Genomic DNA, 14,181 nt, shown 5'->3' on the forward strand with positions numbered 1-14,181 from the left:
GGTCTATTAATTTATTAAACTGCTTAAATACATTTCATTTTTTTCAGTTAAGAAATTTGTTAATTCTTCATCAAAGAAAAATTCTTCATTTCCGAATGCTGGAGTTAAATGTGTAAACCATGTTGCGGTTGGATCATAAGATGCAAAAAACGGTTTCTTAACCCAATCCGGGTTTCTTGCTTGAAGCAAATTTAGTACAAATACTTTTTCGTCATTAATTTCTGCAACTCCTTCAATTGCAACTTTTCCCGGTAATGCAGACATTACTGGTCCTTTTGCAGTTCTTGATAATCCAGATAATTTACTAAATGCACTTTTGTAAATTTTAAATACCTGTGCAATCGGAATTTCAAAATATTTTTTTGCACCGGTATTTCTTTCTACAAACATATAATATGGAATTAACCCCATTCGTACTTGCTCTTTCCACATTTTTTCCCAAATTTCCGATTTATCATTAACATGTTTTATTACCGGAGATTGTGTTCTAATTTCTACACCAATATTTCGCAATTTTCTTATTGCTTCATCAACAATTTTTGTTTGAAGTTCTTTATAATGACTAAAGTGCGCCATTATTGCAATATGTTTTCCGGATTTAATAATTCTTTCAAATAGTTTTAAAATATCATCAGCATCGTTATCCGTAACAAATCTATAAGGCCAATAAGCTAAAGATTTTGTTCCGATTCTTATATTTTGAATGTGCTCAAACTGATGTGATAAAAATGGTTCTAAATAAATTTTTAATTTCTGATATTTCATTACCATTGGATCTCCTCCGGTAAAAAGTATATCAGAAATTTCTTTATGTTTTTTAATATATTCTTGGAATCTTTTTGATTCATCAGTTGCGAATTTTAAATTATCAATTCCAACAAACTGCGCCCATCTGAAACAAAATGAACAATAGGAATGACAAGTTTGTCCACCGGATGGAAAAATCAAAACTGTTTCTTTATATTTATGTTGCAAACCATTTATGGGAAAGTTATCAAGATATGGAACATTTGCCGTTAATTGTCCCGCCGGATGCGGATTTAATTGCATTCTGATTTCATCAGAAATTACTTTTATTTTTTGGGGAGATAATTGATTTTTTATTGCTTCGGCAATTTTATTAAAATACGGTGGACTTAACATATCCTTATGCATAAAAGTTAATTGAAATATTGGATCTTCCGGAATGTTCGACCAATCAATTAATTCTTCAATAACATAATTATTTACTCTAAAAGGAAGAACATTTGCAACTACTTCCATATTAAAAATTTCGGTTTTAGGAAGTATTTTTAGTTGTGGAATATTATATAAATCTTTTAGTTGAAATATTTTCAGTTTTGGAGTATTCATATTTCCTCCTTACTTATTTTTAATTTAACTAAAAATCCGCTTTGCGAAGATTTGATTATAAAAAAGGAAACTAACTTAAAACGAGATTGAGAAAAGGAAATTTGAGAAAAGCGGCATATGCCGCCTTTTTATTTAATTGTATTTACTTTGCTGATATCGTCAATTTTTACAAAACTTTCTTGAAATTTATAACTTCCCTTATCAGATTTCATAGTTCTTACAACTTTTACATTAACGTCAACTTTTTTACCAACGTTTTTTGCTTTATCTGCAAATGTTTGCTTTTTTGCCATTTTTATTTTCTCCCAAAATTTACTTTTAAAATTACTAAAAAAAAGCTAAAGATGAAATGCAATAACTTTTACTTTATCAACTTTGAGTTTGGAGCAAATCAACCAAAATATGTCCGCTTTCTTCCAAATACGGATCTTCAACTTTTAAACTTTTTTTAGTTACTTCTTTTTTATCGATTATTTCAATTTTATTTAATTTTGCTCTTTCTTCTTCTCTCTGTTTTCTTTTTTGTTCACGTTCATCACGCTCTTTTTTTCTAATTTCCTCATTTAATGAAAATTCAACTTTATTCTTATTTTCTATGTATTCTTTAATGTCTTCAAGAATATAATTAAACTCCGGTTCCTTTAAAATTCTATCCTTATGATTTTCAATTAAACTTGGAAGAATTTTTGTAAAATCTCCATATTTTTTAAATTGACTTGTTTGAATTTGGTCCCATTTTAATGCACTTGGCATTGAACTTTCTCCATATTCACTCGGATCTAAAGCAGTTGGAAATTGCACATCTGGAATTACACCGAGATTTTGCGTACTGCTTCCATTTATTCTATAATATTTTGCAATTGTGAGTTTTAACTGTCCACTTTGATCTCCAGCAGATGGAACAAATCTTTCTAATCCAATTAAATTTTGAACAGTACCTTTGCCATAAGATTGTTCACCTAAAACAATTCCTCTTCCGTAATCTTGAATTGCACCAGAAAAAATCTCAGAAGCTGAAGCGCTATATCTATTTATAACAACTGCTAAAGGTCCATCATAAATAATCGTTGGATCAGGATCTTTTTCAACTGTAACATTTCCATTTGACTGCCTAACTTGAACCACTGGTCCATCTTTTATAAATAATCCGGTTAATTCAACAGCTTCATCAAGAGCACCACCGCCATTATTTCTTAAATCGATAATAACACCGTCAACTTTTTCTTTCTTCAATTCACGTAAAATTTTTGAAACATCACGAGTTGTACTTCTAAAATCCGGATCACCATTTCTTTTAGCATCAAAATCAACATAGAAACTTGGAATTTCAATTACGCCTAATTTATAATCAACATTATCTTCATTTATTGTTATAATTTTTTTCTGTGCTGCTTGTTCTTCTAATTTTACTTTATCTCTAATAATTGAAATCGTATCGGGTTTTGAATCAATTCCATTTTTCGCACGTAAAACTGATAAGCGAACTTTTGTTCCTTTATCACCACGAATTAAATCGACAACATCATCAATTCTCCAACCTATAACATCAACTAATTCTTCATCGCCTTGTCCGACAGCAATAATTAAATCATCTGCATGAATATTATCTGCTTTGAATGCAGGACCGCCGGGAACTATATTAACAACTTTTGTGTAATCATTATCAGTCTGCAAAGTTGCTCCAATTCCTTCTAAAGAGAGTTTCATTCTGATGTTAAAATTTTCAGAAGTTCTCGGAGCTAAATAATTTGAGTGCGGATCAATTGCATCTGCAAACGAATTTAGATAAAGCTGTAAAACATCTTCGGATTTAAATTGCAAAATCGCTTTATGATAATTTTTATATCGATTTACTAAAGTCTCTTTTGTTTTATCCCATTCTTTCCCGCTAAGTTTTAAATTTAAAGCTTCATTTTTTAATTTCTTTCTCCAAACTTCGTTAAGTTCATTTTCAGAAATTGGCCATGGTTCTTTATCTCTATTAATTTGATAAGTTTCATTTTTTGTAAAATCAAACTCTTTGTTTAATCTGCCAAAAACGTATTTCATTCTTTCATTCATTCTTGTTTTGTAAACATTAAAAATTTTAAATGCCGCATCAAGATTTCCGAAATGCAGATTTTCATCAATTGCAAATCTATATTTTTCAAATTCATCAATATCGCTTTTTAGAAAATACGATTTGTTATAATCCAAAGAATTTATATAGTTATCAAAAATAACTGATGATAGAGAATCATCAAGATCAAATTTTTTATAATGATAACGCGATAATATTGTTGTTACCATTTTATTTATTTCCGGATAAAAATCTAACGGTTCAACAACTTTGTTTGAGTCTAAAATTTGATTTTGCGCGTGTAATTCTTCGGAAATATTTTTCTGACAATTATTTAAAACAAAAAATACAGTTAAGAGAATTATATATTTCTTCATTAAAATAATCCTATTTTTAAGCGTAAGGTTTGTTACAATAAAAACAAATTAATGTTTCATTGATGAATTGGGAAATATAAGAAATTTACATTCCAAAAAATAAGGTAATGATATGGAACTGGAAAAATTAAGAGAATATTGCTTAACTAAAAATGGTGTAAAAGAAGATTTTCCTTTTGATAATGAAACTTTGGTATTTAAAGTTGGAAGTAAAATGTTTTGTTTGGTTAGTTTAGAATCTCCCTTACGAATAAATTTGAAATGCGAACCGGAAGATGTTATAAATTTGATTGAAGAACATGAAGAAATTTTGCCCGGATATCACATGAATAAAAAGTATTGGATTACCATTAAATTAAATGGGAAATTAGGTAATAAATTTATTTTTAAGCTAATTGATGATTCATATAATTTAGTTTTCGAAAAGTTACCAAAGAAAGAAAGGGATTTAATTGAGAAAAGTTTTAGATAATTGACCGAGGATTTTCCCCGGTCAAATTATCTCGCATTCATTAACTAACAGAAGTCTATACCCACAACTCGAGTTTATTCTTTAAACCGCTGACCACTTCGTTAAGTTGTATATCTTCAGAAGTTAATTTTTCAATATTTGTAAAAGCATGAATTACAGTAGAATGATCTCTTCCGCCAAAATGAAGACCTATGGTCTTTAATGAAGCTTTTGTTAATTTTTTTGATAAATACATTGCAATTTGTCGAGCTAAAACCACTTCTTTTTTTCTATTTTTTTCACGAACTTTATTTTCATCAACTTTAAATTCTTGGCATACAATTTTTGTAATACTATCAATTGAAACATTTACTTCTTTTCTTGTAGAAATTTCGTTAACAGTTTTTCTGGTTAGTTCAAAATCAATTTCTCTTCCGCTTAAAGAAGAATTTGCCAATAATTTAATTAAGCAACCTTCTAATTCTCTTATGTTTGAAGTAATGTTATAAGCGATGTAATCCAAAATTTCATTAGAAAGCGAAATTCCGAAACTATTGCTTTTATTCTTAAGAATTGCAATTCTAGTTTCAAAATCCGGAGCTTGAATATCTGCTGTTAATCCCCATTGAAATCTTGAAATTAATCTATCGTTCATTCCCTTTAGATCTTTTGGCGGTCTATCACTTGATAAAATTATTTGTTTTCTTGATTGATGAAGATTATTAAAAATGTGGAAAAACAGATCTTGGGTCTTTTCTCTTCCGGTTAAGAATTGAATATCATCAATTATTAAAACATCCATATCATTATAAAAACTTGAAAACTCACCAACATTATTTGATTGAATTGCTTCAACAAATTGTGTTGTAAAAATATCTGCTGAAAGATATATAATCTTTTTATTTGGATATTTTCCAAGAATGTTATTTCCAATTGCTTGTATTAAATGTGTTTTTCCTAAACCAACTCCGCCGTAAATAAAAAACGGATTAAAGGAAGTTTCTCCCGGATTATCAGAAATTGCAATTGCAGCAGCTCGCGCAAGTTGATTTGATTCTCCTTTTATAAAATTATCAAAAGTGTAACGCGGACTAATATTTGATTCAAATTCTAACTCAACTGATTTTTCTGCAATTTTAGTTTTTTCAACAATTGGCGGATCAAATAATTGAAGATCTTCTTTTTCTTCCTCATTTATTATATAAATTAATTTTGCTTCCGGACCTAAAACTTGATTTAAAGTTTTATTAATTAATGTGTTGTAATGTTCTTCTATCCACTCAATAAAGAAATTATTTGGCACCGAAATTCTTAAAGTTCTACCATCCCAATCATAAGGTTTAATTGGTAAAAACCAAGTATTGTATGTTATATTTGATACGTTTTGCTTTATCAATTTTAAACATTCCTTCCAAATCGGAATAGAACTGTTATCTTGCAATTTTGCCACAGAATTTATCGAAATTTTTAAGTTATCCACAGATTTTATCAAGAAAAAAGATGATTAAAATAGCATTTAATGTTCGATTTAATTTTCTTCAATTTGTATTATCAACAAATTATCCACATTTGAAATTTGCAACTAACTTGTTTAATTTTAACAATTTACAAAATGTATTTAATACTTAATCACAAATAATTACCGTAAACCGAGAAAGAAATCTTTGAATTTACAGCATGAAACGTTTCACGATTTCAAATTATTAACAAGTTATCAACAATGATTGTGGTGTTCAACTTTGAATCAAAATATGATTAAAAATCATCTCGCACAAATTAATTTTTCAACAATTTTATAATGTATTGTTTTATAATAAAATAAAATTTTTATTTAATGTTGCGAGTTGAAAGAAGTCAGAAATATTGATAATTAAAAGGAATAAAAATGTTTATTTAAGTTTTTTTATAACCAAAACAATTATAAACTTGCTGCTTCTGATTAGTCCAAATTATTGGAATTATTTTTTTTGAACAAATTAATTATTTACAATTTCTGTAAAACATTATTTTATAATAAAATAAAATTTGATGAGTTTCGATTATGTAAGAGAAATATTTATTTTCTTAAAACCAATTTGTTAAAAATATTTTGTTAACTTATTATTTTATTTAACGTTACGGTAAATGAAAAAATTGAAAATTTGATTAGATATTACAAAAAAAATTCAACTAATTTGTAATTATATAAACCATTAAAATTTGCTTATTTTTCTAAACATTTTAAATTTTTGAGAGGAATTTTATGAAAATTGTTGTTACTGGAGGTGCGGGATTTATTGGAAGTCATATTGTTGAATATTGGTCAAATAATGGTGCAGAAGTTCATGTTTTAGATAATTTAAGAAGCGGATTTGAAAAAAATATTGCAAATTTTAAAAATGTGGTTTTTCAAAAAGGCTCAATTACTGATAAAAATTTTGTGAGTAAAGTTTTGGAAAACACGGATTATGTTTTTCATCTTGCGGCATTAATTTCTGTTCCGGAATCTTTAGAAAAGCCCGATGAATGTTTAGATATAAATGTAAAAGGTTTGTTAAATGTTTTGGATGCAGCAAAATTACACGGAATTAAGAAAGTTGTTCATTCAAGTTCAGCAGCAATTTACGGTGATGATCCTCGTTTGCCAAAAGATATTTCTATGAGACCAAAACCTCAAACTCCATATGGAATTACAAAACTTGACGGCGAATATTATCTTCAAATGTATTTTGAGCAATATGGTTTGCAAACAACTTCGTTAAGATATTTTAATGTTTTTGGTCCGCGTCAAGATCCTAAAAGTCAATATGCTGCAGCAATTCCAATTTTTGTTTATAAAGCTTTAAAAAATGAACCAATAATAGTTTATGGCGATGGTGAACAAACTCGCGATTTTGTTTATGTAAAAGATGTTGTTGCAGCAAATGTTTTAGCCGCAAATTCAGAAAATGTAATAGGCGTTTTTAATGTTGCAAACGAGCGAGCAATTACAATAAATGATTTAGCAAAACTAATAATCAAAACTACAAACTCAAAAAGTGAAATTGTTTATCAACCAATACGACCCGGAGATATTAAACATAGTTTAGCATCTATTAAAGAAACAAGAGAGAATTTAAAATTTAATCCTTCACACGATTTAACTTCATCTTTAGAAACAACAATAAAATATTTTGAAAATCTGAATAAATAAATGAAAAAGAAAAATATTCTAATAGTGTTTACCGGTGGAACTTTTTCAATGAAAATTGATAAAGAAACCGGTGGTGCAATTCCATATTTCCACGGCGAAGAATTAATTGAAATGATTCCCGAAGCAAAAGGATTGGCAAATATTTCTATTTATAATTTTGGAAATTTTCCCGGTCCGCACATGACACCGGAATTAATGTTAAAACTTTCTCAAACAATTCAAAAATTTGTAAAGAAAAAAAATGTTGATGGAATTATTGTAACTCACGGAACCGACACACTTGAAGAAACAGCATATTTGCTTGATCTTACAATTAATACAGAAAAACCAATTGTAATAATTGGTGCAATGAAAACAAGCACCGAACCGGATTGGGACGGACCCAAAAATTTAATTAATGCAATTAGTATTTGTAATAATGAAAACAGTAAAAATTTGGGAGTTTTGGTTTGTCTAAACGGAGAAATAAATGCTGCAAGCGAAGTAACAAAAACTCACACCGAAGATATTGAAACATTTCACAGTTTAGATTTTGGCGCATTGGGATTTATTGATAAAGGGAAAGTTTGGTTTAATCGTTTGCCGAGAAAATTAGAAAAAATTGAAACCGATAAAATAAATTCCAATGTTGATATAATAAAAGTTTATGCCGGAATTAAAGAAAATATTTTTAAACTTATTGCCGATACAAAAATTGATGGATTAGTTGTCGAAGCTTTGGGAGTTGGAAATGTTCCGCCGCCAGCATTTGAAGGAATTAAATATGTGTTGAGTAAAAATATTCCAGTAGTTTTAGTTTCTCGTTGCCCCGCAGGAGAAACTTTGGATATTTACAGTTATGAAGGTGCAGGAAAATGGTTGAAGAAATCTGGAGTAATATTTTCTGATTATTTAAACGGACAAAAAGCCAGAATTAAATTAATGCTAGCTTTGGGAAAAGGATTAAAGTACACAGAATTGAAAAAAATATTTGAGAATTAAAGTTTTCTAAATTTAGTTCTCAAAATAAATTATGTTGTAATTTTTTTTTTAATGTTAATAACAGAATGAAATTAATTTTCTAAAAAGTTGAAAATTCTATTTAATGTAATGTTATTAATCTCTGCCGAAATTATATAAGTCCCACTCGATAAAAATTCTAAATTAAGATTATCTGAATTTTCATAATTATTTTTTGATCTGGAAAATTTATACACTTGCTGCCCGAGAATATTAAATATTCTAATATTTAATTCACCCAACTGTTCATTCTTAACAGAGTATTTTAAATTTCCATAAGATGGATTAGGATATATTTCAAAATCTGTTTGGGATTGATTATTATCATTTTTAATAGATGTTGGATTTCCAATTAATTGCAAAATTCCATAATCATCACTATTCATCCAATGGTTATTATAATTTTCCTCCGTTACAAAAACTGAACCGAAAAAATTATCTCTTAACTTTGGAGTTTCGTTTGGATCGTCATTATCACAATACGCTACTGAAAGTCCAATAATATCATTTTGTTTTAATATAACTCTTGATGCTTCTGGACTTTCATTATCATAAGTATTATCAAAAACCTTCAACGAAAATTCCCAACAGTACTTATCACCGCTTTTACGCAAAACTAATTCTGGAAAATGTTTTGTATAATTTATTATTAAATTATTTGCCCAGCCAGTTCCGTCAAAATCTAAAGCAACAAAGTTTGAATTGACACTATCTTCAGAAGGAAAATCGATTGAAATATGATAGGAAAATGCATCTTCGGAAATAGTTCCAGCAACTTTATCATCAAATATATGTACACCGCCAGAATTATCTTGATCAATAAAAACTTCAATTATGTCAAAATTATAACTTTCATTACTTCCTTTAAATTCAAAACCATCAACCCAAACATCATCATAAATTTCTACCAAAAAGTATAAAAGATTTGTTTCGGGTGACCAAAGTACTTTGTAGTTTCCATAATAATCAGAAGAATCAACATAATTTCCCCAAGGAATCCAAACTTGATCAATACTTTGCCAACTGGCTTTTTCCCAAGCAATATCATTACTTATTCCGTCAATTACAGGAACTTTATCTGATTGCATAACTTTTACTGTATCATCTTGCTTAGCAAAAACACATAAATAACTAATTGTTAGAATAATCAGAAATATGATTTTCTTCATTTATTTTACTCTTACTAATTATACTGATTTTAATCTTTTTTATAGATCTTAAAATTATTTATTTCATAAGTATCTTAAGAACTTAGAATTACCAAATTTAAATTTGGAATTACAAATAAATATTTTGAATTAAACTTTTCCGACCATATTTTCCGGTGCAAGTAATTTATCTAATTCTTCAACCGATAATAATCCCTTTTCTAAAACCAATTCATAAACTCCTCGGTTATTTTCCAAAGCTTCTTTTGCAAGCTGTGTGCTTGTCTCATAACCCAAAACCGGATTTAAAGCTGTAATTAATCCAATACTATTTTTCACCAAATTTGCACAATGATCGGCATTTGCTGTAATTCCATCAATACATTTATATTTTAAAGTTGTCATTCCGTTTATCAACATTGAAATTGATTCAAAAATACTTTGAGTAATTATTGGTTCCATTACGTTAAGTTCAAGTTGTCCGGCTTCTGCGCCAAGTGTAACGGTTAAATCATTTCCAATAACTTTAAATGCAATTTGATTTACAACTTCGGGAATTACTGGATTTACTTTTCCCGGCATTATTGATGAACCCGGCTGCATCGGCGGTAAATTAATTTCGTTAATTCCGGTTCGTGGTCCCGAAGAAAGTAATCTTAAATCATTAGAAATTTTTGAAAGTTTTACTGCCAATCTTTTTATTGCTGATGAATAAATTACAAACGCACCAGTATCTTGAGTAGCTTCAACTAAATTTGTTGCACTAACAATTTCTAAATTTGTAATTTCTCTTAAATGTTCAATACATTTTTCTCTATATCCAATTGGAGCATTAATTCCAGTACCAATTGCGGTTGCGCCCATATTTACTTCTAAAAATAAATTAGCATTTTGCTCAAGTCGCTGAATTTCTTCACCAAGTGTTACAGCGTAAGCTTCAAATTCTTGTCCTAAAGTCATTGGAACTGCATCTTGTAATTGCGTTCTTCCCATCTTAATTATATTAGAAAATTCTTTTCCTTTTTCTCTGAAAGATTCAATCAACTCCTTTAATACAAATATTAAACTTTCGTTCGATTTTATAATTGCAATTTTCACTGCTGTTGGATATGCATCATTTGTAGATTGTGAAAGATTTACATGATTATTCGGATGACAGTATTTATAGTCTCCTTTTTCTCTATCTAATAATTCCAAAGCTCTGTTTGCAATAACTTCATTTGCATTCATATTTGTGGAAGTTCCGGCGCCGCCTTGAATCATATCGACGACGAAATTTGTGTGTAGTTTTCCATTAATGATTTCATTGCAAGCTTCAATTATTGCATCGGCTACAGGTTTTGATAAAAGTCCTAAATCATAATTAGCTTTTGCTGCAGCCATTTTAACAATTCCCAACGCAGAAACTAAATTTGGAAAGGTATTAATACTTTGTCCGCTTATATTAAAATTCTCTAATGCACGCAAAGTTTGAATTCCATAATATCTTTCTTGTGGAACATTTCTATCGCCTAAAAGATCATGCTCTTTTCTTGTTCTTCCAGATTCATACTGGTCACCAATATTTACCGCATTGATATTTGTCCTTTTCATCCTTCTGGAAATTACGCGCGAAATTGTTGAATAAAGTTTTACTGCAATTTCTCCGTGTTTGTTAGAAATATTAGTTAATTCCAACTTATCAATAATTATAATTTTTGTGTTTAATAAAGTTCTTGCAGATGTTGAATGTGGAGAATCATCAATCAACGAGCCTTCTCCGAGAAAATCATACTTTGAAAAAAATGCTAATCTTTTTTCTTGTCCAAACGGAGTTCTTTTAAACAACTCAACTTCACCTTCATAAATTATGAACAAAACTTCATGCGGATTATTTTCACTAAATAGAATTGCATCTTTTTCATAAGATTCAATCACCATCTTTTCCGCAACAATGTTAAGTTCTTCATCTGTAAAATTGTTAAACAATTCAACTTTTTTGATAAATTCCTTAATATCTGCAACACTCATAAAAACTCCTAAAAATTTTTTATTTTTTTTGTAACAAAATGAATTTCCATTTCGTCTTTATGTATAGAAACTATGTTAACTGATACAAAATACAATTTTTTAGTTCAGCAATACAAGAGCAGAATTTACAATTATTCTGTTTACTTGTTAAAAAATAAAATGGATGCTGAAGATGTTACTCAAGAAGTTCTGATTAGAATTTGGAAAAATTTGGGGAACTTTAATATTCTTTCTGCAAAAACTTGGATTATGAAAACGACACACAATTTATGTTTAGATTATTTGAGAAAACGAAAATCAGATTTTTCTAAAAACCCTTATTCTATTGATGATGTAAGTGAATTTATTGAAAATAAAGATTCTGAAAATCCGGTTTTGAAATTTGAAAATGATTTACAAAACGAAAATATAAAATTGCAGATTCAAGAACTTCCGGAAAATTTAAAAAGTGTTTTTGTTCTATACGAATTGCAAAATATGAAATACAAGGAAATTAGTAAGTCGCTTGATATTCCAATAAATTCCGTAAAAGTATATTTATTAAGAGCGCGAAAACAATTACAAGAAAAACTCAGCAAATTTAAATTGCAAGAGGTGGCTTAAGTGAATGAAGAATTATTAAATAAAATTATTGACGTCGCATATAGAAATGCTTCGGTTTGGAAAAAGTTTGAAATTTATTTTCTTGCCTTTAAAAATTCTGAAGTGAAAAATACTTTGGCTGAATATAAAGTTACTGCCAAAAAGGTTAAAAATTTGGAAATAGAAGATTGTCCGGAAAATATTATAAATAATGTTGCAAAAATCATAAAATCAGAAAACATAAATTCACATTCGCTGATTTCTGATATATATAATATTTTATTCAATCGACCTTTGCTTTCCGGAACTATGGCAACAGTTTTCATTTTAGCAATAATTTCAACATTTGTTTTTCAACGACCGGAAATAAAGGAACATTATACAAAACAAGAAATTGAAATTGCCGAAAAACAAACCAGAGAAACATTTGAATTAATTGCAAGTGTTTTGAATAAAACAAAAAATACCGTTGAACAAGAAGTTCTTGCAAAACGCGTAAGCAAACCAATTAAACAAAGTTTGAATTTAGTAAACGATTATTTAGAAGGAGAAAATAAAAATGAAAACATTAATTAAATCAGTGTTGATTACCATATTTTTTGCAGCAATAAATATTACTGCACAAGAAAACGATTATTCAAAATATGCGGGTTATGTAAATTTTGGTGATTTAACTTCACTTCAAAGCGATGAAGAAGTTACTGAAATTTTGATTGAAGAAAAATTATTGAAAATGGTTTCCAAATTTACGGATGAAGATCCGGAACTTTCTGAATTAGTAGGCGGATTAAAATTAATTAAAGTAAATACATTTGCTGTAACTCCAAATAATTCCGGTGATTTGATGAAACGTGCGCAATCTATTGACAAGGATTTGATGAATAAAAAATGGGATAGAGTTGTTAAAACAAAATCAAAAGGAAACGTTGCAAATGTATATTTGAAAACTGCCGGCGATGATGAATTTGTTGGATTAACCGTTGTAACTGTTGATGAAGGCGGAGAGGCAGCTTTTGTAAATATTGTTGGAAATATTAATATGGACGCTTTGGGAAAATTGGGCAAAAAATTTGATATTCCCGGTTTGGATGGAATTAAGAAAGAAAATTGAAATTTAATTTTGTTCTATAAATCTTTTTCTTAATCTTACTCTTAATCATAATCGCTCAGTGTTTACAAAAAATGATTAAGAATAAGATTAGGATTAAGAGTAAGATAAAAATGTAAAAAAAAGATTAAATAGGAAAACACAATCCGCGAGGATGAAATGAAAATTAAATATTTATTTCTATTATTCGGAATTTCAATTTTAAATTCTGGTTGCATTGGAATAAACAGAGAATTTAAGAATATTCGTTCACAAATTTTGGAAAGCTTAAATGATGATTTTGATAGAGAAATAGAATTTTCTGTTGGTCCCGTAGGATTTTTTATCGCAAGTCAATTTGTAAAATTTGCAGATACCGAAGAAAATGTTGATGAAATGCTTTCAAAAATTAGAAATATTCAAATTGGTGTATACAATAGATTGAGTAATTTTTCACATCCATCATTTAAACTTTTAACAAATATCTCAAAATCTTTTGATGATGAAAAATGGAAACCAATTGTTAAAACTATTCAAGAAAATGAACTTACCGGAATATTTTTAAAAGAAAATTTTCATGAAGATATAAACGAACTTATTATAATTTCATTAAATGATGAAGAACTTGTATTGGTTAAACTTCAAGGAAATCTTGGTGCAATAATGGATGTAATAATTAGAGATTATGGTCACAATATAAAACTTGCTGAGAATAATTAACTTCTGAATAATCTAATAGTGCTTGTCATTCCCACGAAAATGGGAATTCAGTAGATTCCCGTCATTTAGTTAACGGATTCAGAAGTTTCAAATTTTCCTTAAATTTTTAGTTAATCTATTTCGATCAAAACACTTTGTTAAAACAAATTTCACAACTATTTTTCATTTCGCAAGTCTAAATACAATAAATCTAAATCAAATCCGTTTACAAAATAAAAAAGGT

The 14,181-nt window shown here is 28.4% G+C and carries 13 protein-coding genes; 7 read left to right on the forward strand and 6 right to left on the reverse strand.

The features are described from left to right. Positions 1 to 6: 6 nt before the first annotated feature. The 3 genes from IPM32_04205 to IPM32_04215 form a co-directional block, all read right to left on the reverse strand. Positions 7 to 1,353, reverse strand: a complete 1,347-nt coding sequence (locus IPM32_04205; GenBank protein ID MBK8944456.1) for a lysine 2,3-aminomutase — start codon at positions 1,351 to 1,353, stop codon at positions 7 to 9. Positions 1,354 to 1,481: 128 nt separating this feature from the next. Then, positions 1,482 to 1,646 (reverse strand): hypothetical protein, encoded by a 165-nt coding sequence (locus IPM32_04210; GenBank protein ID MBK8944457.1) that lies wholly within the window; start codon positions 1,644 to 1,646, stop codon positions 1,482 to 1,484. A gap of 76 nt (positions 1,647 to 1,722) precedes the next feature. Next, positions 1,723 to 3,789 (reverse strand): carboxy terminal-processing peptidase, encoded by a 2,067-nt coding sequence (locus IPM32_04215; protein MBK8944458.1) that lies wholly within the window; start codon positions 3,787 to 3,789, stop codon positions 1,723 to 1,725. A gap of 112 nt (positions 3,790 to 3,901) precedes the next feature. Between IPM32_04215 and IPM32_04220 the strand changes: the two genes are divergently transcribed. Then, positions 3,902 to 4,261 (forward strand): MmcQ/YjbR family DNA-binding protein, encoded by a 360-nt coding sequence (locus IPM32_04220; GenBank protein MBK8944459.1) that lies wholly within the window; start codon positions 3,902 to 3,904, stop codon positions 4,259 to 4,261. Positions 4,262 to 4,316: 55 nt separating this feature from the next. Here the strand turns inward: IPM32_04220 and dnaA are convergent, their stop codons facing one another. Next, complete coding sequence (gene dnaA, locus IPM32_04225) at positions 4,317 to 5,720, reverse strand: chromosomal replication initiator protein DnaA (protein MBK8944460.1); 1,404 nt, start codon at positions 5,718 to 5,720, stop codon at positions 4,317 to 4,319. Positions 5,721 to 6,482: 762 nt separating this feature from the next. Here dnaA and IPM32_04230 point away from each other — a divergent pair. Both IPM32_04230 and IPM32_04235 read left to right on the forward strand, forming a co-directional pair. Beyond that, positions 6,483 to 7,412 (forward strand): NAD-dependent epimerase/dehydratase family protein, encoded by a 930-nt coding sequence (locus tag IPM32_04230; GenBank protein ID MBK8944461.1) that lies wholly within the window; start codon positions 6,483 to 6,485, stop codon positions 7,410 to 7,412. Then, positions 7,413 to 8,393, forward strand: a complete 981-nt coding sequence (locus IPM32_04235) for an asparaginase (GenBank protein MBK8944462.1) — start codon at positions 7,413 to 7,415, stop codon at positions 8,391 to 8,393. A gap of 71 nt (positions 8,394 to 8,464) precedes the next feature. Here the strand turns inward: IPM32_04235 and IPM32_04240 are convergent, their stop codons facing one another. Together IPM32_04240 and aspA are read right to left on the reverse strand one after the other, a co-directional pair. Then, positions 8,465 to 9,580, reverse strand: coding sequence for a T9SS type A sorting domain-containing protein (locus tag IPM32_04240; protein MBK8944463.1), 1,116 nt, complete (start codon positions 9,578 to 9,580; stop codon positions 8,465 to 8,467). Positions 9,581 to 9,709: 129 nt separating this feature from the next. Continuing rightward, complete coding sequence (gene aspA, locus IPM32_04245; GenBank protein ID MBK8944464.1) at positions 9,710 to 11,569, reverse strand: aspartate ammonia-lyase; 1,860 nt, start codon at positions 11,567 to 11,569, stop codon at positions 9,710 to 9,712. A gap of 72 nt (positions 11,570 to 11,641) precedes the next feature. Here aspA and IPM32_04250 point away from each other — a divergent pair, with 72 nt between their 5' ends. From IPM32_04250 to IPM32_04265, 4 genes are all read left to right on the forward strand, one after another. Next, entirely contained in the window at positions 11,642 to 12,172 is a 531-nt protein-coding gene (locus tag IPM32_04250; GenBank protein MBK8944465.1) for a sigma-70 family RNA polymerase sigma factor, read from the forward strand. Beyond that, a complete protein-coding gene (locus tag IPM32_04255) occupies positions 12,173 to 12,727 on the forward strand; it encodes a hypothetical protein (protein MBK8944466.1) in 555 nt (184 codons plus the stop codon). Continuing rightward, positions 12,711 to 13,262 carry a DUF4252 domain-containing protein gene (locus IPM32_04260; GenBank protein MBK8944467.1) on the forward strand — a complete coding sequence of 184 codons (552 nt, stop codon included), beginning with the start codon at positions 12,711 to 12,713 and terminating at the stop codon, positions 13,260 to 13,262. The genes IPM32_04255 and IPM32_04260 overlap by 17 nt, the downstream gene beginning before the upstream one ends. Before the next feature lie 156 nt (positions 13,263 to 13,418). Then, a complete protein-coding gene (locus tag IPM32_04265; protein MBK8944468.1) occupies positions 13,419 to 13,958 on the forward strand; it encodes a DUF4252 domain-containing protein in 540 nt (179 codons plus the stop codon). The last annotated feature ends 223 nt before the right edge of the window (positions 13,959 to 14,181 follow it).

It is taken from the genome of Ignavibacteriota bacterium, assembly GCA_016716225.1.
GTDB lineage: Bacteria > Bacteroidota > Ignavibacteria > Ignavibacteriales > Melioribacteraceae.